The sequence below is a fragment of the Catenulispora rubra genome (genome assembly GCF_015356825.1).
GTDB lineage: Bacteria > Actinomycetota > Actinomycetes > Streptomycetales > Catenulisporaceae > Catenulispora > Catenulispora rubra.
In genome coordinates this window covers 13985-33266 of record NZ_JAACYW010000110.1, presented here as the reverse complement: position 1 = coordinate 33266, position 19282 = coordinate 13985, and the positions used below count along the sequence as shown (strand labels likewise).

The 19282-nt window shown below is 70.9% G+C and carries 18 protein-coding genes; 12 read left to right on the top strand and 6 right to left on the bottom strand.

All coding sequences use genetic code 11. From position 1 onward, the window contains the following. The 3 genes from GWK61_RS27205 to GWK61_RS27195 form a co-directional block, all read right to left on the bottom strand. Positions 1 to 1411, bottom strand: a 1411-nt coding sequence (locus GWK61_RS27205) for a penicillin acylase family protein (RefSeq protein WP_194912730.1), incomplete at its 3' end; no start/stop codon positions are given. Positions 1412 to 1465: 54 nt separating this feature from the next. Next, the gene (locus GWK61_RS27200) at positions 1466 to 1759 is read right to left on the bottom strand and encodes a DUF2218 domain-containing protein (RefSeq protein ID WP_194912728.1); all 294 of its coding nucleotides are present in this window, start codon (positions 1757 to 1759) and stop codon (positions 1466 to 1468) included. A 2-nt stretch (positions 1760 to 1761) separates the two neighbouring features. Further along, complete coding sequence (locus GWK61_RS27195) at positions 1762 to 2421, bottom strand: SAM-dependent methyltransferase (RefSeq protein WP_194912726.1); 660 nt, start codon at positions 2419 to 2421, stop codon at positions 1762 to 1764. A gap of 79 nt (positions 2422 to 2500) precedes the next feature. Between GWK61_RS27195 and GWK61_RS27190 the strand changes: the two genes are divergently transcribed. After that, positions 2501 to 3091, top strand: a complete 591-nt coding sequence (locus GWK61_RS27190) for a TetR/AcrR family transcriptional regulator (RefSeq protein WP_194912722.1) — start codon at positions 2501 to 2503, stop codon at positions 3089 to 3091. Positions 3092 to 3109: 18 nt separating this feature from the next. On the opposite strand, the gene GWK61_RS27185 is transcribed toward GWK61_RS27190, so the two are convergent. After that, on the bottom strand, positions 3110 to 3841 hold the full coding sequence (locus GWK61_RS27185) for a MerR family transcriptional regulator (protein WP_194912720.1): 732 nt from the start codon (positions 3839 to 3841) through the stop codon (positions 3110 to 3112). Between the two features lie 98 nt (positions 3842 to 3939). On the opposite strand from GWK61_RS27185, the gene GWK61_RS27180 reads away from it, so the two are divergent. The 8 genes from GWK61_RS27180 (at position 3940) to GWK61_RS27150 (ending at position 12000) form a co-directional block, all read left to right on the top strand. Continuing rightward, positions 3940 to 6243, top strand: coding sequence for an ATP-binding cassette domain-containing protein (locus tag GWK61_RS27180; protein WP_194912718.1), 2304 nt, complete (start codon positions 3940 to 3942; stop codon positions 6241 to 6243). Between the two features lie 238 nt (positions 6244 to 6481). Beyond that, the gene (locus tag GWK61_RS61565) at positions 6482 to 6556 is read left to right on the top strand and encodes a 50S ribosomal protein bL37 (protein ID WP_370343036.1); all 75 of its coding nucleotides are present in this window, start codon (positions 6482 to 6484) and stop codon (positions 6554 to 6556) included. A gap of 161 nt (positions 6557 to 6717) precedes the next feature. Then, positions 6718 to 7356 (top strand): hemerythrin domain-containing protein, encoded by a 639-nt coding sequence (locus GWK61_RS27175; RefSeq protein WP_194912716.1) that lies wholly within the window; start codon positions 6718 to 6720, stop codon positions 7354 to 7356. Between the two features lie 237 nt (positions 7357 to 7593). After that, the gene (locus GWK61_RS27170; protein WP_194912735.1) at positions 7594 to 7818 is read left to right on the top strand and encodes a CbtB domain-containing protein; all 225 of its coding nucleotides are present in this window, start codon (positions 7594 to 7596) and stop codon (positions 7816 to 7818) included. Between the two features lie 24 nt (positions 7819 to 7842). Continuing rightward, complete coding sequence (locus tag GWK61_RS27165; RefSeq protein WP_194912715.1) at positions 7843 to 8712, top strand: CbtA family protein; 870 nt, start codon at positions 7843 to 7845, stop codon at positions 8710 to 8712. Positions 8713 to 8724: 12 nt separating this feature from the next. Then, complete coding sequence (locus GWK61_RS27160) at positions 8725 to 9447, top strand: (2Fe-2S)-binding protein (protein ID WP_228563017.1); 723 nt, start codon at positions 8725 to 8727, stop codon at positions 9445 to 9447. A gap of 35 nt (positions 9448 to 9482) precedes the next feature. Next, entirely contained in the window at positions 9483 to 9917 is a 435-nt protein-coding gene (locus GWK61_RS27155; protein ID WP_194912713.1) for an RpiB/LacA/LacB family sugar-phosphate isomerase, read from the top strand. A gap of 160 nt (positions 9918 to 10077) precedes the next feature. Further along, positions 10078 to 12000 carry a CHRD domain-containing protein gene (locus tag GWK61_RS27150; protein ID WP_194912712.1) on the top strand — a complete coding sequence of 641 codons (1923 nt, stop codon included), beginning with the start codon at positions 10078 to 10080 and terminating at the stop codon, positions 11998 to 12000. Positions 12001 to 12131: 131 nt separating this feature from the next. On the opposite strand, the gene GWK61_RS27145 is transcribed toward GWK61_RS27150, so the two are convergent. After that, entirely contained in the window at positions 12132 to 12803 is a 672-nt protein-coding gene (locus GWK61_RS27145) for a response regulator transcription factor (protein WP_194912708.1), read from the bottom strand. Positions 12804 to 12853: 50 nt separating this feature from the next. On the opposite strand from GWK61_RS27145, the gene GWK61_RS27140 reads away from it, so the two are divergent. The 3 genes from GWK61_RS27140 to GWK61_RS27130 are packed head-to-tail and all read left to right on the top strand — an operon-like array spanning position 12854 to position 17393. Beyond that, positions 12854 to 14146: a sensor histidine kinase gene (locus GWK61_RS27140; RefSeq protein ID WP_194912706.1), complete on the top strand. Its 1293-nt coding sequence runs from the start codon at positions 12854 to 12856 to the stop codon at positions 14144 to 14146. Further along, entirely contained in the window at positions 14143 to 16392 is a 2250-nt protein-coding gene (locus GWK61_RS27135) for a sensor histidine kinase (RefSeq protein WP_194912704.1), read from the top strand. The genes GWK61_RS27140 and GWK61_RS27135 overlap by 4 nt, the downstream gene beginning before the upstream one ends. Before the next feature lie 8 nt (positions 16393 to 16400). Continuing rightward, the gene (locus GWK61_RS27130) at positions 16401 to 17393 is read left to right on the top strand and encodes an acetylxylan esterase (protein WP_194912702.1); all 993 of its coding nucleotides are present in this window, start codon (positions 16401 to 16403) and stop codon (positions 17391 to 17393) included. A 68-nt stretch (positions 17394 to 17461) separates the two neighbouring features. Here GWK61_RS27130 and GWK61_RS27125 read toward each other — a convergent pair whose 3' ends face one another. Further along, positions 17462 to 18937, bottom strand: coding sequence for a nitroreductase family protein (locus GWK61_RS27125; protein WP_194912700.1), 1476 nt, complete (start codon positions 18935 to 18937; stop codon positions 17462 to 17464). Between the last annotated feature and the right edge of the window lie 345 nt (positions 18938 to 19282).

The window sequence follows — 19282 nt, the reverse complement described above, 5'->3', positions numbered from 1 at the left end:
CCGCCACGCCCTCCCGCAGCAGCTGCAGAATCCGCGTAGCCCGCGCCGGCCCGGCGAAGTCGTGCGCCACATAAGGCGTGGTGTCCGCGCTCGGCCGGTTGTTCGCCGAAACCAACAACCCCTCCTCAGGATCACGCGCCGCCGGCATCCGATCGAACGGCACCCACCCCGTCCACGCGTACTCCGCATCCCACCCCGGCACCGCAGCCCACGAATTCGCCACGTCCCGGGTCGGCACGCGCCCCCGCAGCCGGTACCCGATCGCCCCGTGCACGTCCGCCATCATCAGATGGTCCACCGGCACCGCCCACCCGCGCATCACCTCGTCGAGCTCGGCGACCGACGTGGTCGTCAGCATCGGCAGCAGGCAGTCCAGCGTCCGGTCGGCCTCCGCGGTCCCGGTCCAGCGCAGCGCCAGCCCGGTGTTCGCGGCGTCGTCCTGCACCACCACGCCGCCGCGCTCGCTGGTGTACACCGTGATCTCGACCGGCTCGGCGTCCCGCACCCGGATCACCTCGGTGCGCGCGTCCACGCGGTCCAGGTTCTCCACGAACAGGTCCTGGTCGTCGGCCATCCCGTGCGTGATACCCCACGCCACGTGCGCGTTGTGGCCGAAGTGCGGGAAGCCGGGGACGCCCGGGAAGGACAGTCCGATCGCGTCGAACGCGTCGCAGGACACGTGGTTCTGCCAGTACGGCCCCGGCGTCTCGAACGGCCGGTGCGGATCCCCGGCCAGCAGCGGCCGCCCCGAAACGGTGTGCGCCCCGGACACCACCCAGTTGTTGCTCCCGGCCGCCGGATCCGCGGACGCGGCGACCGTCTGCACCTCGGCGAGCCCGTTCAACCACTCGCGGACCTTCTCGCCGTGCCCCTCCGGCGGCCCCTCGACGTCGACCCGGTGCACCGCCCCGGTCGGCACCACGACCAGCTCGTCCCTGGCGTTGGCCCGCACCCGCCACACCACGTCCGCCGGCACGACCGGCAGTAACGCGGTCCGGAACAGCTTGTGCGCCATGCTCCCCATACCGACGTGCCGGCCGAGGTACACCGCCACGCTGTGCCAGGGCTCCCACGGCGCCGGCGCCTCCGGCAGGTCGCAGCCGGCCAGACTCCCGGGCAGCGCCGCGTTCACCCCCTCGGCGTACGCGACGAAGATTGCCTTGGTCTCGTCGGCCAGGACCTCATACGAACGGCGGGCCGCCGCCGCGAGGCCGACCCGCCGGGAGAACCTGTCATCGGAAAGCGCCCGCGATCCGACCACCTCAGCCCACGTCCCCAAGGCTTTGCGCCGGACGTACTCCATCTGCAGGCCCCGGTCCAGGGCCGCCAGATGCCCCTGGGCCCGGAACGCCGCCTCGACGGACGCCGCGCGGGCGTGGGGGATGCCGTGTTGATCGCGAAAAGCCTCCATGGTCAGCCATTCTGCATGGCCGCCCTCGCGATCGGGAGCAGGGCCTACCCCGATCTACCCCCAGAACACTGTCAAACCGTCACGCCGCCCGACCCGCTCCAGCGTCCGGGTCACGGCCTGCTGCAAGGCTTTGAGCTGCTCCTCGTCGTCCGCGGCGATGCGCAGTTCGAGGGCGTTCGGACCGGCGGTCAGATCGCATACCGCGGTGCCGCGCGTTATCCGGCCGGTGGTGTCGGACGTGGCCTCGGCCCTCGGACCGCCGTGGTGCATCCGTGCGGCGTGCGAACACAACTGCTGGAGGTAGCGGGACGCGCGGTCGGTGGATACGCGGGCTTCAACCGTAGGCATAGTCAGGATTCCTCTCGATAAGGGATAGAACGGCTAGAACCGGTGGAACCGGTCGAGCGGCTACAGGTGACAAGCCACGAGGCGACTCCGTCAGGAGCGAGATTCGAGATACTCGTCGTCTCGCGGACCTCGTCCACGGTCCAGCCGTCGGCGAACGCCTCCCGGATGGCGGCGAGCGAGACCGTGTGCGGCGGGTCCGGCGGCCCGACGTGCTGGTCGCTGTAGCACAGCACGTGCAGCCGTCCGCCCGGCGCCAGCACGGTGCCCAGGCCCGCGACGTGCCGCGCTCGACGCGCCGGGGTCTTGTAGGAGTGGAACACCAGCGAGTCCAGGACCGTCTCGTACGGCGTGTCACCGGCGAGGTTGATCAGCCTTCGCGCGTCGAAACGAAGGAACCGGGTCCGATCGCGGAGCCCGCGTTCATCGGCTCGGTCCTTGGCCCAGTCCAGGGCCTCCCGGTCCAGGTCGTAACCGGTCACGTGCAGCCCGGACGCCGCTATGCAAAGCGCGTTCTCCCCGTACCCGCACCCCACGTCCAACACCCGGCCGCTGAACCCGCCGGCCTCGACCAGCGCCTGGATCGCGGGCTGCGGTCTCCGGACGTCCCACGGGGCGCGCGGCGAGCCGTTGGGGTCCCATATCGGATTTCGCTGTTCCGTCACCGCTCCAGTTTTTCAATACAGACTGTCTCTGTCAACGACGAAGTGTCTCGATCATGGACAGGTTGTATAACATGGAGCCGTGCCCAAGATCTGGAGCGACAGCCTCGCCGACCACCGCGACGCCGTCCGCGAGGCCATCCTCGACGCCACCGCCGCCCTGGTCGCCGACCGCGGCCTGACGGCCGTCACCATGTCGGGCATCGCCCAGGCCGGCGGCATCGGCCGCGCGACGCTCTACAAGTACTTCCCCGACGTCGCCTCGATCCTCGCCGCCTGGCACGACCGCCAGGTGGTCCAGCACATGGCCGAGCTGATGCAGGCGGCGGCCAAGGCGGACGCCGACGACCGCCTCGAAGCGGTGCTCCGCGCCTACGCACACCGCAACCGCCGCGACCGCGAAGGCCACGGCGGCCACGGCGGTCACAGTGGCACCGACATCGCCGCGTCCCTGCACAGCTCGCCCCAGGTACACCAAGCCCACCAACACCTGGAGCACTTCGTCAGCCAACTGATCGCCGACGCCGCCGACCGCGGCGCGGTCCGCTCCGACGTCCCGCCCGCCGAACTGGCCGTGTACTGCGTGAACGCGCTGAACGGCGCCGGAAGCCTGCCGTCGAAGGCGGCGGTCGAGCGGCTGGTGGGCGTCACGCTTGCGGGGCTGCGCGGCTAGAGCAAGCGTGCGGACCGTTCACCAGGCCCGCAGCACCTCCACATACCCCCACAAGCGCGCAGCCCCCTCCAGCAAAGCCGCCGACCGCTCGTTCAGCGAAAGCCGCCGGTCGGCCAGCGCCTCCGCCAGTGCCTCGGAACCGCCGGTGCGGCGCAGGCCCTCGATGATCGGCTGGATGCGGTCGAACAGGTAGTAGCCCTCGCGCAGTGTCTGGATGATGCGGGCGTCGCGGACGTCCAGCGCCCCGTACACGCGGTATCCGGTCCCTGATTCGCGCGCCGGTGCGAGCAGCCCCGCCGCCTCCCACACACGCAGCGCCGACGTCCGCACGCCGAGCAGCCGCGCCAGCTCGCCCACCCGCAGCCCGTCCGGCGCGTCCGGCCCGTCCGGCGCGTCGGCCGCCGGCTCCTGCGCCACGGCCGCCACGGTCGCCACCGCCGCCGCCAGCGTGCGCTCGATCTCCACCAGCGACGCACGACCCTGATGCAGCGCCGCGTGCGCCGCGTCCAGAAGCTCCAGCGCCGCGCTCGTCCGGCCCTCGCCGACCGCCGCCACGATCGCCCGCGCGCCCGGCGCCCCCAACCCCGGCACGAGAGCCGTGTACGCCAACAACGCGGTCAGGTGCCGCTCGTCGTAACGCCGATACCCCGACGCGCTCCGCTCCGCCTCAGGAAGCGCCCCGGCTGCCTCCAGATTGCGCACCTGCTGCGTCGACACGCCAGCGGCGCGCGCCAGGTCGACCGGACGCACAGCGGCCTCCTTCTCCCGGGAGTTTAAACTTTCCGCCGCATCAGCGGCAGCTCACATCGCACAACCTTATACAAGGAGTTCAAAGATAAACTTTAATCATGCAAAACGTGACGGAATGGATCGAGGTCCGAGGAGCCCGCGAACACAACCTGAGGGCCGTCGACGTGGCGGTCCCCAAACGCACCCTGACCGCCGTGACCGGAGTGTCCGGCTCAGGAAAGTCATCCCTTGTGTTCGACACGATCGCGGTGGAAGCCCGCCGCCAGCTGAACGAAACGCTACCGGCGTTCGTCCGCGGCTTCCTGCCCGCCCTGTCCCGACCGGCGGTGGACGGCGTCGAACACCTCCCGGCGGTCATCATGGTCGACCAGCGGCGGCTGCGCGGCGGCGCGCGCTCCACGGTCGGCACCATCACCGACATCGCCCCGCTGCTCCGACTCCTGTTCAGCCGCGCCGGCGAGCCGTCGGTGCCGCACGTGGACGCGTTCTCCTTCAACATGCCGGCCGGCATGTGCCCGGCGTGCGAAGGGATCGGCGAGGCGACCGTCGTGGACCTCGACGCGTTCCTGGACCGCTCCCGCTCCCTCGACGACGGAGCGCTGCGCTGCGAGATCTTCGCCGTCGGCAGCAGGAACTGGCAGATCCTCGTCGGATCCGGCCGCTTCGACGTCCGGCGCCCGGTGGCCGAGTACTCCGACACCGAACTCCACGACCTCCTCTACGCCGACGACGGCATGGTGGCGATGGAGTTCCAAGGCCAGGCCTACAACGCCTCCTACGAAGGCGCCGTGACCAAGTTCGCCCGCCTCTACCTGGACCAGGACCCTGAGACCCGCAGCGGCCGCACCAAGAAGCTGGTCGCGGCCTACACCACCACCGCCTGCTGCCCGGACTGCGGCGGCACCAGGCTCTCGCCGCTGGCGCTGTCCAGCCGGGTCGGCGGCCACACCATCGCCGAGCTGTCGGCCATGGCCGCCTCCGACCTCGTGAAGGTGCTGGAGACGATCTCGAACCCCGCGGTCGAACCACTGCTGAACGCCCTGTGGGGGCGCCTGGAAGACCTGGTCGGCATCGGCCTGGGCTACCTGAGCCTGGACCGCCGCACCGCCAGCCTGTCCGGCGGCGAGGCCCAGCGTGTGAAGCTGGTCCGGCAGCTCGCCTCCAGCCTGAACGACCTGCTGTACGTGTTCGACGAACCCAGCATCGGCATGCACCCCCGCGACGTCTCGCGCATGACCGACCTCCTGCGGGCCTTGCGGGACAAGGGGAACAGCGTCCTTGTCGTCGAACACGACCGGGACGTCATCATCGCCGCGGACCACGTCATCGACCTCGGCCCGGGCGCCGGCGCGGCCGGGGGAGAGGTCGGCTACACCGGCGACGTCGCAGGCCTGCGCGGCTCCGCGACCCTGACCGGACGCTTCCTCGACGAACCGGTCCGCCTGAAGCCGCAGTACGACCTGCGCGAACCCACCGGAAAACTCCCGGTCGTCGACGCCCGGGCCCACAACCTCACCGGATTCGACGTCGAATTCCCCACCGGCGTGCTGACGGTGCTCACCGGAGTCGCGGGCTCCGGCAAGTCCTCCCTGGCTCATGAAGTACTGCGCGTCCAGCACCCGACCGTGATCGCCGTCGACCAGTCGGCGCCCGGCGCCAACCGGCGCTCCACCGTCGCCACCTACACCGGCGTCCAGGACCCGATCCGCAAGGCCTTCGCGCGGGCCAACGGCGTGGATCCCGCGCTGTTCAGCGCGAACTCGGCCGGGGCGTGCCCGGAGTGCGCCGGGCTCGGCGTGATCGAGCAGGACCTGGCCTACCTGGACACCGTCTCCTCGACCTGCGCGGCCTGTCACGGTCGGCGCTTCACCGAAGAGGTGCTGGGGTACCGGCTGCGCGGGCTGTCGATCGGGGACGTACTGGAGACGACCGTCGCCGAAGCCCTGGAGTTCTTCGCCTCCGATCGGCGCGTGGCCTCGGTCCTCGGCGCGCTGGCCACCGTCGGCCTGGACTACCTGCGTCTCGGCCAGCCGCTCACCACCTTGTCCGGAGGCGAGAGCCAACGCCTGAAACTGGCCGGGCACCTGGCCGAGCCGGGAGGTGTGTACGTCCTCGACGAACCCACCACCGGACTGCACATGAGCGACGTGCACCGGCTGCTGACCGCCCTGGACCGGCTGATCGACGAGCACGGCGCCACCGTCGTCGTGATCGAGCACAACCTCGACCTGGTCGCGCACGCCGACTGGGTCATCGACCTCGGCCCCGAGGCTGGAACCGACGGCGGGCGCGTGCTGTACGAGGGGACGCCGGCCGGCCTGATCCGGGCCGAGAGCTCGCACACCGGGGAGTACCTGCGGCGCGCGGTCGCGGCCGGGCAGGCAGGTGTCGTTGCACGATGACCCTCGAATTCCTGAAGACCGTGGCCGATTCGGCCGCTCGCGTCCGGTTGCGACCGTCGTCGCCGAGGAGTTGGCTGTGTCTTGTGTGCGGTCGTGGCGGCGCTGGACCGGCCGCTAGTGGTCGCCACGCCGACCAGGACCGAACCGCTCGGCGCGCGCAAGGAGGCGATCAGAGCCTGATCGGGACCATAGACTTGCGGTCTCGCCCGGGTGCTCCGGGCGGATAAGGAGGACTCAAATGGCTAAGCGCGGCAACAAGAGGCGGGGACGCAAGAAGAAGGGCGCGAACCACGGCAAGCGCCCCAACGCCTGACAGGCGCCCCAGGTCCCGCTCCGAGCTGCTGCTCAGGGCGGGACCTTGTCGTTCCGGGCGACGCCGCGCACCGATTAATACGCATCTCATACCTTCCAGGATCCATGTATTATGAGTTCCGTATCAATGAGCGTGATCCCCCGACGGATGGAGACTCCGCCATGAGCAGCACCGACCAGGCGACCGACCGCATCGACTTCATCTTGATGTACATCACCCACGACGCCTTCCGCCGCGACCTGTCCCGGCTGCGCGAGGCCGCCGCCGAAAGCCGCACCGGCAACTCCGGCGTCCAGGCCGGCTGGGCCAACTTCAAGCTGCAACTGCACGTCCACCACACCGCGGAGGACGAGGCGCTGTGGCCCCGCGTCGAGGCCGCCTCCGCCGGCCGCGCCGACGCCGCCGAGATCCTGGCCGCCATGGCCGCCGAGCACGCGCGGCTGGATCCGCTGCTCGAAGCCGTGGACGCCGCGATGCGCCGGCCCTCGGCCGATCCCGCGGAGCTGACCGGCGTCGTCACGGACCTGGAGACCGCGCTCGGCGGCCACATGAAGCACGAGGAAGAAGCCGCGCTCCCGCTGATCCAGGAAGTCCTGACGCCCAAGGACTGGACCGCGTTCGGCCGGGTGATCCAGCGCAAGCAGGGCTTCTCCGGCGGCGCCGCGTACATCCCGTGGGCCATCGACGGGGTCGACGCCGACCGGCGCACGGCGTTCTTCAAAGCCCTGCCGCCGCCTGTCAAGGTCCTGAATCGGCTGCTCTTCAGCCGGCGCTATTACAAGCAGAACCCCTGGGCCTGAGCCGCCGCGCGGCGCCACGGTGATCGACATCTCTTTGACGCCCGCCCCGCACGGCCCTACGCTGCCCAAGCAAGGTACTGGGACAGGAAGCCGGTGAGAGTCCGGCACGGTCGCGCCACTGTGAAACCCGCAGCCTCGTCGGGCAGTCGAGGCGGTGGGTGAGTCAGACCCTCCCCAGTCGACCCGCTCCACCGATCAGGGACGCTGGATCCCTAAGGAGGGCTCACTGTGAGCACCATGCCTGTCTCCCCTGTCTCGCCTGCCTCCACTTCCGTTCCCACGCCGCTGGTGGTCTCCGCCGCCAAGGCCCGGCTCTGGATGGGCGGCGCGCTGCTGTTCGGCCTGCTGGCCTACTACTTCATCGGCGTCGACCAGGGCGCGGTGTCGGTGTTCGGCGGCGACATGCACATCCACGAGTTCGTGCACGACTCCCGCCACCTGCTCGGCTTCCCCTGCCACTGAGCAGCCGGGGAGATCAGAGCTCTGATGGAGAAACGCATCATCACGCGCGGCCTGCTGGCCGGCGCGTTGGCCGGGCTGGTCGCGTTCTGCTTCGCGCGGATCTTCGCCGAGCCCGTCATCGGCAAGGCGATCGCCTACGAGAGCGGCCGCGACGCGGCCCAGGCGGCCCTGAACCAGGCCGCCGGGCTGCCGGTGGACTCCGGCGGGCCGGACATCTTCAGCCGCACGGTGCAGAGCAACATCGGCATCGGCGTCGGGCTGATCGGCTTCGGCGCGGCGATGGGCGCCATGTACGCGGTGGTGTACCTGCTGTGCCTGGGCCGGGTCGGGAGGATCCAGCCGAAGGTGCTGGCGCTGCTGGTGGCCGGGGCCGGACTGGCCGGCATCTACCTGGTGCCGTACCTGAAGTACCCGGCCAACCCGCCGGCGATCGGCCACCCGGAGACGATCAAGCCACGCGCCGCGCTGTACCTGACGATGGTGGTCTGCTCGCTCGCGTTCATCCTGGCCGCGACCTGGCTGGGCCGGCGCCTGGCCCCGCGCTTCGGGAACTGGAACGCCTCGCTGCTGGCCGCCCTCGGCTTCGCGGTCGCGATCGGCATAGTGATGGCGATCCTGCCCTCGCTCGGCGAGCTGTCGGCGAACGTGCACCTGTACGGACACCACGCCACGGAGACGCCGCTGCCGCTGGCCGACCCCAAGGGGAACATCGTGTACCCGGGCTTCCCGGCCGACGTGCTGTTCTCGTTCCGCTTCTACTCGATCTGCAACCAGGTCATCCTGTGGGGCACGCTCGCCCTGGCCTTCGGGCCGATGGCCGAACGCGTGCTGCGGCCGGTGATGGAGCGGGCCGAGACGACCGGCGGCGCGGGCGTCACCGCGGCGACGGTGTGATGGTGTGACGGCTTGAGTGACGACGTGGCGGCCCCGGCCGCGGTGAGCGAGGAGCTTGCCGCGCTGGGGTCGTTCTTCGCGCTGGAGTTCCATGCGGCGGCAGTCGCGGCGCCGCCGTGGCAGCCGATGGTCGAGGTGGTCGAGGTGGTCGACGGTTCCTCGGTGCTGGCTGAGCGAGTCGAAGCGGTCCGTGCCTTCTTGGCCGCCGGAACCGGTCAGGAAGCATCAGCGGTCGAACTCCGGGTCGCGGCCTCGGTCGTGCACCTCGGCCTGGTGGCCCGAGTCCTCTCACCCCTGCTCGCGCTCGCGGTGGTCCGCCGGCGCGGCGGCTGCGTGCGGGCAGCCGACCTGTGGTGGCAGCCGACCCTCAGCAGTATGTTCCCGCTTTCGGTGCGCACCACGGCGGTCGGCTCCGGCTCAGTGCTCAGCGATTGTGTCATCGCCGAGATCAGCGCAGCCATCACCCCGTTCGGCGTCAACGACCACATCCTGCGCGGCAACGTCGCCTCAGCCCTGGCCGCCGCGGCCAGAACGCTGGCCATCGCCCGCCCCGACCTCCGCGACGATGTCCACACCCTGATCGGCCCGCACCTCGCCGGCGCCGGCCACTTCGAACCCGACGCCGGCTTCCGCCGCCGCAGCTGCTGCCTCATCTATCGCGCCGCCCCCGACCGCAAGGGCGCTCTGTGCGGCGACTGTGTCCTGGCCCCGCCGCATGGTCCAATGGGCACATAGATCGAAAAGACCGAAACGGGACGAGGAGCGGGACCATGCGCATCGCGGTGTCGGCGGACGAGGTGGCCGGGGTGGCCGCGGAGATCGGCCCGGAGCTGGAACGGCGCGGCCACACGGTCCTGCTCTTCGGCGCGCTGGTGCCGGGGGAGCGCGCCGACTGGGCGTGGTGCTCGGAGGCCGCCGCCCGGGCCGTCGCGGACGGCCGCGCCGACCAGGCGGTGGTGGCCTGCTGGACCGGCGCCGGGGCGTCGATCGCGGCCAACAAGGTGGACGGCGTGCGCGCCGCCCTGTGTACGGACGCTGTGATGGCCGACGGGGCCCGCAAGTGGGCCGACGCCAACGCCCTGGCGCTCAGCCTGCGCCTGACCTCCGGGCCGCTGCTGGCCGAGATGCTGGACGCCTGGTTCGCCGGCGCGCCGAGCCCCGATCCGGTGGACGCCGCGAACGTGGCGCATGTCGCAGAGATTTGATACCGCCGAGTTCTGAGCACGAACCACGGCAGGGGTGCAGGCACCCCTCGCGCGTTCACATGCCTGCACGATCGAACCCTGACCGCGAATTCCCGATGCTGGAACCAGCCTTAAAACCGGCGTACGACAACCGCCGGGGGCCAGTCCCAGGGGGAACATCATGCGGGCCAGGATCACCACCAAGGCACAGAACTCCGCGGCACAGAACTCCGCGATGCAGCTGGAAGAGACGCAGACCGGCTACACGCCGATCACGCCGATCGCCACACCGCCGGCCGTCAAGCGTCGGAGCACCAGCCGGGCCAAGGGCGTCGGCGTGGCGACCCTCGCGGTCGTCGCCGTCACCGGGACCGTCATCGGCCTCGGCCTGAACGGGGGCAAGACCGGGAACGCCGCCGCATCCGGTATGTCCGGCATGAACGGCATGAGCGGCCAGTCCGGCGCCTCGCCCGCCGATCCGCAGGCCGTCACCACCGAGGCCGCTGGCTACGTGCAGCCGGACAGCTACGCCTTCAAGACCGTCGACGACAGCGCCGACCCGACCTTCAACCAGCTGCTCGGCATCAACGGCCAGGGCGTCATCGCCGGCTACTTCGGCTCCGGCACGGCCGGCCACCCGAACCAGGGCTACACCGTCCACAAGAGCGCCGCCTCCTTCGTGAACGAGAACTTCCCCGGCTCGGTGCAGACCCAGGTGACCGGCCTGAACGACCGCGGCGTGACCGTCGGCTTCCTCTCGCACGCCAACACCGCCAACCAGATGAACGACAACGAGGGCTGGTACTCCCTCGACGGTCACTTCCACCAGGTCGTGTTCCCGGCCGCCAGCAACGCCTCGCCGCCGGTGGACCAGCTGCTCGGCGTCAACGACTCCGACATCGCAGTGGGCTTCTACAACGACGCCGCGGGCAACAGCCACGGCTTCCGCTACGACATCAACCGCCACTCCTTCCACGACGTCGCCGTGTCCGGAGCCACCAGCACCACCGCCTCCGCGATCAACGGCCGCGGCGACGTCGCAGGGTTCTACACCGGTGCCAACGGCAACCAGAGCGGCTTCCTGCTCACCGCCGGCGGCAAGCTGACCCCGCTGAACTTCCCCGGCGCGACCATGACCCAGGCGCTCGGCGTCAACGACAAGGACGAGGTCGTCGGCCTGTACCAGACCGGCAGCGGCACCACCGCGCAGACGCACGGCTTCACCTGGACCTCCAAGCAGGCCTACCTGACCGTGGACGACCCGAACGGCGCCGGCGGCACCACCGTCAACGGCCTGAACGACGCCGGCGCGCTGGTCGGTTTCTACGTCGACGCACAGGGCAACACGCACGGCATGCTGGCCACGCCGCAGAAGGTGACGACCACGCGCCATCTGTCCCTGAACCCGATGCCGCAGGGCTCGGTCACCTTCGGCAAGGACGACTCCGGCATGCTGAGCGCGCATGTGTCAGCCTTCGGATTCACCCCGGGGTCGAGCCACGTCGCGCGGATCGTCGTCCCGGGCCGGGACAAGCCGGTCGCGACCTTCGCCATGCCGCTGACCGCCGACGGCACCGGCAAGATCGACCAGAGCGTGACGACCTCCGGCTCCGTCAGCCGCCTGCCCTCCGGCAGCCACTTCGAGATCCTGCTGGGCACCGGCAGTGACTCGCTGTCCGCGCAGCCGATCGCACAGAGCTGGAACCTGCCGCAGCGGCCCTCCGGCGACGACCCGATGCCGCTCCGGGGCGTGGACCCGAAGTCCGACACCCGGCTCAACGGCGACGCCACGCTGGTCTTCAACTCCGCCACGCACCAGCTGACGGTCACCGTGGACGCGACCGGCCTGACCCCCGGCGCCCACGCCGCGCACATCCACCTGGGCAGCTGCGGCAGCCAGGGCGGCGTCAAGTACATGCTGACCGACGTGCAGGCCGACTCGCGCGGCCGGGTGGAGCACCAGAGTCAGACCATTGACAACGTCGCCGCGATGCCGGCGCCGGGCACGGCGTACCTGAACGTCCACCTCGGCGACATGAACTCGATCCTGGCCGGCGGGCAGCCGACCCTGGCCTTCCGACCGCTGCTGTGCGGGAACATCTGATGAGCCCGACCGCCACACCGGGACGCCGCATCGCGGCGTCCCGCCGGCGTTCCCGCAGTTCAGGCTGGCCGTGCTGGCCAGGCCAGGCGTGCCAGGCGTGCCAGCCGTGCCAGTCAGACCGGTCGGGCCGGTCACGTGGTCCGCGCGTCCAGCAGTTGCAGAACCGCGGCCACGCGCCGGTCAAGGCCCTGATCCGCCCCGAGCCCGAGCTTGGAGAACAGGGCATTGATGTGCTTCTGCACCGCGCGCTCGGTCAGGAACAGCGCCTCGGCGATCGCGGCGTTGCTCTTGCCCTGCGCCATCTGCTCCAGCACCTCCCGCTCCCGGTTGGTCAGGTCGGCCAGCGGCGAGCCGTCGTCGGAGCGGCGCTTGCGGTTGACCAGCGCCTCCACCAGAACCGGGTCCAGCGCCGAGCCGCCGGAGGCGACCTGTTGCAGGGAGCGCTCCAGTTCCGCGACGTCGCCGATGCGTTCCTTGAGCAGGTACCCGGCTCCGGACGCGCCGTCGCGCAGCAGCTCGTACGCGTACTGCGGATCGGCGTACTGCGTCAGCAGCACCACGCCGGTCCCGGGGTAGCGCGACCGGATCACGGCCGCGGCCTTCAGCCCGTCGGTGCCGTTCTCCGGCGGCATCCGGATGTCGGTGAGCACCACGTCCGGCCGGTGCTCGGCGACCGCCGCGAGCAGTTCGTCGGCGTCGCCGACCGCCGCCACCAGCTCCACGCCGTCCAGCGCGTCGAGCAACGCCGCCGTTCCGGCGCGCAACAGGTAGTTGTCCTCCGCAAGGACGACCCGGATCGCCATGGCCTCCCCTTGGGGGCTCGTGCTTACATGTCGCGAGGGGGTGAGCTGTGATGTCCGGTCGAACGATGCCGACCCGCCTGGACCGGGAGCCGGCGGCCCTGCGCCTCGCGGAGTGGGCCGCGGTCGCGGTCTTCGTCATCGCAGTATACGAGGTGATCGTGGCCGGCGGCGTGGCGCTGTGGCCGCATGCCGACGACGCCTGGATCCTGGCGCTGTGGGTGGCCGCGGCGGCGATCAGCGCGTCGGGGATGACGACGGTGCGCGGCGCGGTGCGCAGGGTCTTCGTGCGGATCCGGCCTGCCGCGGCGGGGCCGTACGCGACGTTGGTGGCGTTCGCCTCGGGGGTGGCGGCCGCGCCGATGGAGGAGACGCTGCCCCGGTTGGCCGAGCTGGTGGCGCAGGGAACCGGGGCCCTGCAGGCTGAGGTGTGGCTGGCAGACGGCGACGGCGGTTTCCGGCGGGCTTCGAGCTGGCCGGGGGCCACGCAGCCGGCCACGGTCGCCAGCTTCGCCGCCCTCGCCGAGCTGCCGCAGGCCTCCGAGGTGGTGCCGGTCAGCGACGGCGGCGAGGTGCTCGGGGCGTTCACCGTGGCCGGTTTCGACGGCGGCTACTTCACCCCGCGCGACCTGCTGCTGGTCGGCAACGTCGCCAACGCCGCCGGCCTGCTGCTGCGCACGGTCGATCTCGAAGCGCGGCTGGTCGAGCGGGTCCAGGCCGAGTCGGCGCAGGCCGAGCTCCTGCGCGAGTCCCGGCGCCGGGTGGTCGCGGCCCGGGACACCGCGCGCGAGCAGATCGGGCAGCAGATCCAGACAGAGGTCTGCGATCCTCTGGAGTCGCTGATCGGACGGATGTCGGGTCTGCACCAGGAGATCGCCGGGATGCAGGACGCGCTCCCGGCGATGACCGGCGAGGTCGACGGCGTGATCACGCGGTTCCGGCGGGTGGTGCGGGGCGTGTATCCGTCGGTGTTGGTGGACCACGGCTTGGAGGCCGCGTTGGACAACCTACTGGAGACCGTCGAGCGCCCGACGACGTTGGAGGTCGGGGAGGTGCCGAGGTGTCCAGCGCAGATCGAGGCTTGTGTGTACTTCTGTCTCGCGACCATGGTGCGCGGGTGGCCCGATGGCGAGGCCCGGTTGCGGATCGCGGTGACGGCGGCCGACGACCGGCTGCGCGTCACGATGGTCGATCCGCAGGCCTCTGAGATAGCCGACATCGCCACTCCGGCGGTGCTGGAAGCGGCCGGCGACCGGATCGCCGCCCTTGATGGAACGCTGACTTCGAGCACTGATGCCGACGGGCTCCACATTGAGATCGACGTTCCCGCGACGGAGCCAGAATGACGACGGCGAATGGGGTTCAGGCCGTGGAGTCGGCGCCGGTTGCGGGCGCGCCGGGCGGGGTTCGTGGGGCGCGTCGGCCTTTGGCCGAGGCCGCCTGGTATGTGCTGGCCACGGCCTACGTGCTGTTCGTGCTCGGCTGGCTGGGCGTCGGCCTGGTGTGCGCGGTCGCCGCGCATGACGCGGGGCTGCATCAGTGGGCTGTCACGGCGGCGGCCGGTGAGCATGGCCACACCGGGATCGACGTCGGGCGCGGGCTGGTCGCCGGGATCGAGCACAGCACGTCGCTGGTGGACATTGTCCTGGACTACACCTTCAGCGTCGTGAACCTGGTCACGGCCGGGTTGCTGGTGGTGCTGGGGCGGCGCGACCGGACGGTGCGGCTGTTCGCGATCGGGATGGTCGGGGCGTCCGGGGCTTTCAATCTCCAGGCGCACGCCGCGATCGAGGCCGTGGCTTCGGCGTACGGCGTGCGGATCGGCTGGTGGCACTCGGCGCTGCTGCACGGGGTCGGGGGCGTGGCTTACGTGCTGGCCCTGCTGATCTTTCCCGACGGGCAGTTGCCGTGGCGGGGGAGCAGGCCGATCAAGGCTCTGGTCGGCGTCTCCGTCGTCGGTGCGCTGGCGTTGCTGGCCGTCTCCACGGCGGACTACCCGCACACTGTCAGCTTCGTGCTGTTCTTCGGCGTGCTGACGCCGGTGGCCGGGATCGCCGCGCAGCGTTGGCGGATACTCGCCGCCGATGCCGAGCAGCGGCAGCAGTCGCGGGTTTTGTTGTGGGCGCTGGGTATGTCGTTCGCCGTCGCGGCGGTGCTGGCTGGAGCGGCGATCGCCGGCCGGTATGTCGACGCGCCGGGGCTCGCGGGCATCGCTTCGCGGAACACGACGTTCTGGATCTTCCGAGCGGTGTTCACGGCGCTGCCGATCGCGGTGGTGGTCGGTGTGCTGCGGTTCCGGCTGTGGGACGCCGAGCGGTTTTTCAACAAGACACTGATATATGGGTCCTTGGTCGCGTTGAGCGGTGCCGGTTGGGTCTTCGGCGTGGTGCGCGTCGATGCGCTCTTCGGACTGTCGAACGACTGGACCGCGCCGCCGCAGCTGGTCGGGATGGGATTGCTTGCGTTGGCGGTGCAGCCGGTGCGGCTGGGGGTGCAGAGGCTCGCCGATCAGCTTGTCTACGGCCGGAGGACGCCGCCGTACCAGGTACTGGCCGCGGTGTCGGCGATGTCGCAGGTCAGTGGACCGGCTGAGGACACGTTGCGGATGCTGGCCCGGACCGTCGCCGAGGGGCTGTCGGTGCCATCGGCCAGCATTTCGGTTGCTGTGTCTTCCACTGAGCGGGTCTACTTCGGCTGGCCGGACGACATCGCAGAACCCGGAGAACAGCACTGGACACCGCTGGAATACCAGGGCGAGGTCGTCGGCGGGATCGGGATTCCGCAGGACGCGCACCGTTCGTTGGCGCCGGACCGGCATCGCGTTCTTGCCGACGTGGCGCAGGCTGCCGGGGTCGTCGTCCGCAACGCGCGGCTCACCATCGATCTCGAACACCGGCTGCGCCGCATCGAGGCGCTGTCGGTCGAGGTGCGGGCTTCGCGCTGGCGCATCGTCGCCGCGCAGGACGGCGAGCGGCGCGAATTGGAGCGTGATCTGCACGACGGTGCGCAGCCGGAGCTCACGGCCGTGCGGCTGGCCCTCGGGCTGCTCGCTCATGCCGCCAGGCGCGGTGGCGATCCCGAGGCGGTGCGTGCGGCGGTGGACCGGGCCGTCTCTCAGACCGAGGCGGCGCTGGCCGGGCTGCGTCGGACGATGCGCGGTCTGGATCCGCAGGTGCTCGGACAGGACGGCCTGGTCGCGGCGCTGCGGGAGCGTGCGGAGTACCTGAACTGCACGACGAGGTTCGAGCTGCCGGAAGCCGTGGCCGGCGCGCGGTTTGAGCAGGCGGTCGAGGCCGCCGTCTACTACTGCTGCTCGGAGGCGATGCAGAACGCTGCCAAGCACTGCCCCGGGACCGAGGTCGTGGTCTCGCTCAGTTTCCAGCCTGGCGCTCGCGGAGGAGCTGTTGGTCGGCTGACGTTCGCTGTCGCGGACTCCGGCCCCGGCTTCGACGTGGCCGCCGCCTACGAGCAGGAACCCGGTGGGCTGGTGAACATGGCGGACCGCATCGCGGCTGCTGGAGGTGAGGTGCGGATCTCGTCGGTGCCGGAGTCGGGGACGACCGTCATGGGCTGGGTGCCGGTGGTGCCCTAGCATGAAGCATGAAGATCGACCGGCTGTCCGAGAGCGCTGGCGTTTCCAAGCACCCCTTTCCGTTCGACCCGACCTACGGGATGGACCTCGACGATCTGCTGAAGGTCTCCGCGCCGGACAACGCGCCCGGAGACTTCGCAGAGTTCTGGCAGGGGATGTATCGGCGCGCGTTGGCGACTCCGGTCCAGCCGCGGCTCGGTGGGAAGGCCGGGACCACCGCTGACGGGCTCGACGTGTTCGAGGTCTCCTTTACTTCGCTCGGAGGTGTGCGGATCGGCGGGTGGGTCGTCGCGCCGGCGGACGGCGTCGTCGAGCGCGGGTTCGTCGTCGGGCACGGGTATGGCGGCCGTGGGGAGCCCGATCCGTGGCTGCCGGTGGCGCGTGCGGCGGGGATCTACTTCGTGGCGCGGGGGTTGCCGACGGAGAGTCTGCTGCCGGGCGTGCCGTCGGAGGCGCCCGGGCACGTGCTGTACGGCATCGAGTCGCGGGACGACTACATCATCGGGGGCTGCGTCGCGGACATCTGGTGCGCGGCGACGGCGCTGACGGAGCTGTTCCCGGCCACCGCGCGTCGGCTGGACTACACCGGCGTGAGCTTCGGCGGCGGGACGGGGGCGCTGGCGCTGCCGTGGGACGAGCGGTTCGCCTCGGCGCACCTGATGGTCCCGACGTTCGGGAACCATCCGCTGCGGGTGACGCTGGAATGCGTCGGGAGCGGCGCGGCGGTGCGTGGGCGGTATCTGGAGGACCCGCGGGTGCTGGAGGTGCTGGCGTACTTCGACGCCGCGACCGCCGCGCGCCACGTGCGGATCCCGGTGCAGGCGGTGCCCGCGCTGTTCGACCCCTCGGTGCCGCCGCCCGGCCAGTTCGCCGTGGTGAACGCGCTGGCCGGGCCGGTCGAGGTGCGGGTGGCGACCGCGGGGCACTTCGCGGACTATCCCGAGTACGAGCAGGAGATGCTGGCGGCGGGGCGCTCTATGCGGGAGTTCTTCGCCGCGTAGCAGCCGGATGCGAGATGGCGCCGCCGGTGCCCTGATGCGCCAGCAGCTCCCTCTCTTTTTCAGGATCCTTACTCGCGCGGCCTGACCGGGCGGATCAGCGTCGGCGCGCCCGGGAGCCCGGCGGACTTGGAGGTGTTGCCCGGCACTCCGACACAGGTGAAGATCAGGCCGTGCGGACCGTCCGGGTCGCCGAGGAACGCGGGGAGTTCGGAGTCCACGAACGTCATGCCGGTGGCGCTGGCGCCGAGGGCGTAGGCCGCGAGGTGCAGGCGGCCCTCGACGATGCCGGAGGCGAGCTGGGCTTCGCGGTACTCGCGGTCGGAGAGCTTCGCGAGGTCGGTCGCGGCGATGACGACGAACGCGGCGTCGCGGCCGAGGTCCTGGTCGAGGCAGAGGCGGTAGGTCTCGGCGCGGAGCTCTTCGGGCTTCGCCTCGCGCAGCGGGCGGTCCAGGTCCGGCCAGCGGTACATGCCGGCGGGCAGGCCGGCCACGTCGTGGACGGCGATCCAGTGCGGGAGGTCGATGCCGCGCAGGGCGAGGGTCATGGAGGTGCGCAGGGTCTCCAGCGGGAGGCCGCGGGTGGGGTCCATGCGGCGCTGGGAGCTGCGCTTGGTGATGACTTGGTCGAGCGTCGCCGATTCGGGGACTGCTTCGCCGGCCGGCGCGGCCGTGCCGAGATCCCACGGCTCGCCGAGGCTGTCCATGTCTCCCGCGTGCTGAGCAGCGGTGAGCAGTGGGAACTCCACGGCGTTGGCATCGATGACCCCTGCGACAGCCGTTCCGGTCGCGGTGATCGACGGCGCACCCTCCCCGAGGCTGACGATCGCGACCGGCCACTCGTGCACACGGTCAGCGCCTACGAGCTCTGATACCGCGACGTCCGGGAACCGGCTGAACAGGCGCGGCGCGTACCCGGCGGAGTCGGCGAGCGCGAGGAGCTGGGAGAGCATCGTGCCGGCGTCCCAGTAGATGTGGCGGTAGCCGCGCTCGGCGTAGCGCCACCCCGTGCGCCACGGAATGCCGGTCACCACGACGGTCGGCGCCCCACCCGCCTCCGCCGGCGGCGGCGCGATGTAGACCAGCGCGTGCTCGACGGCGTCGTACCAATGCACGCCGGCCGGCAGATCCGAACCTGCACCCTCGGGAATCGCCACGTAGAGGTCGAGCGGGAACCGATTCCCAGCCGACCCGGCGGCGCGGTAGAGCATGGTCCCGTCCTCGCGCTCCGCGGTCCGCACCACCCCGGCCGCCAGGAAGAGCAGGCGACTGAGCCCCGCCAGATCCACCGGCGCTGCGGTTGGCGAAACCCCACCAAGCACCGCAAGCGCCGCCACGTCGGAACCCGGCAACTCCCGAGGCAACGCAGTCCGCGCCAGCTCAGCCCCATAGGACTTCACCGTCGGCGTCCGCCGCGCCGGATCACACGAGACCACATCCTGCCGCACCCGCGGATCATCCACAGGCTCATCCCACGGCCGCTCGGGAATGTACGAGGTCAGCCGGTGCAACACCCCGGTAGCCGATTCACGCTCATCTCGCTCCATGCTCGATCTATACCTCGCCGCAGCTCGACGCGGCAACGCAGTTTGCGACCGGCCGACACCAGCACGCCCCGCGCTCAGCTTGCCTCGCACCGAGTAGCGCGCCTGACCGCACCTCGCCGCGCAGCTCCGCATTGCATTCGGCCCGCACCTGCCGCACTTGCCCGGCGCCGCGCCAGCCGCCGCTTTGCCAGCGCCGCGCCGCTGAGTTTGCGCTGGCCCCGCACGTATGCCCTGCGCCCAGCTTGCCTCGCATCGAGTTGCGTGTCTGACTGCTCTGTCTTGCCGCACCGCCTGCCTGATCTTCCCGCTCAGCGAGCCTAGCCGCCCCGCGCTCGGCCACGCCAC

What these genes read in the sequence shown, in the direction of transcription:
- GWK61_RS27200 (WP_194912728.1), bottom strand. Translation starts at nt 1,759, where the DNA reads ATGCCTACGGTTGAAGCCCGCGTATCCACCGACCGCGCGTCCCGCTAC.
- GWK61_RS27180 (WP_194912718.1), top strand. Translation starts at nt 3,940, where the DNA reads ATGCAAAACGTGACGGAATGGATCGAGGTCCGAGGAGCCCGCGAACAC.
- GWK61_RS27175 (WP_194912716.1), top strand. Translation starts at nt 6,718, where the DNA reads ATGAGCAGCACCGACCAGGCGACCGACCGCATCGACTTCATCTTGATG.
- GWK61_RS27170 (WP_194912735.1), top strand. Translation starts at nt 7,594, where the DNA reads ATGCCTGTCTCCCCTGTCTCGCCTGCCTCCACTTCCGTTCCCACGCCG.
- GWK61_RS27165 (WP_194912715.1), top strand. Translation starts at nt 7,843, where the DNA reads ATGGAGAAACGCATCATCACGCGCGGCCTGCTGGCCGGCGCGTTGGCC.
- GWK61_RS27155 (WP_194912713.1), top strand. Translation starts at nt 9,483, where the DNA reads ATGCGCATCGCGGTGTCGGCGGACGAGGTGGCCGGGGTGGCCGCGGAG.
- GWK61_RS27150 (WP_194912712.1), top strand. Translation starts at nt 10,078, where the DNA reads ATGCGGGCCAGGATCACCACCAAGGCACAGAACTCCGCGGCACAGAAC.
- GWK61_RS27145 (WP_194912708.1), bottom strand. Translation starts at nt 12,803, where the DNA reads ATGGCGATCCGGGTCGTCCTTGCGGAGGACAACTACCTGTTGCGCGCC.
- GWK61_RS27140 (WP_194912706.1), top strand. Translation starts at nt 12,854, where the DNA reads ATGTCCGGTCGAACGATGCCGACCCGCCTGGACCGGGAGCCGGCGGCC.
- GWK61_RS27135 (WP_194912704.1), top strand. Translation starts at nt 14,143, where the DNA reads ATGACGACGGCGAATGGGGTTCAGGCCGTGGAGTCGGCGCCGGTTGCG.
- GWK61_RS27130 (WP_194912702.1), top strand. Translation starts at nt 16,401, where the DNA reads ATGAAGATCGACCGGCTGTCCGAGAGCGCTGGCGTTTCCAAGCACCCC.
- GWK61_RS27125 (WP_194912700.1), bottom strand. Translation starts at nt 18,937, where the DNA reads ATGGAGCGAGATGAGCGTGAATCGGCTACCGGGGTGTTGCACCGGCTG.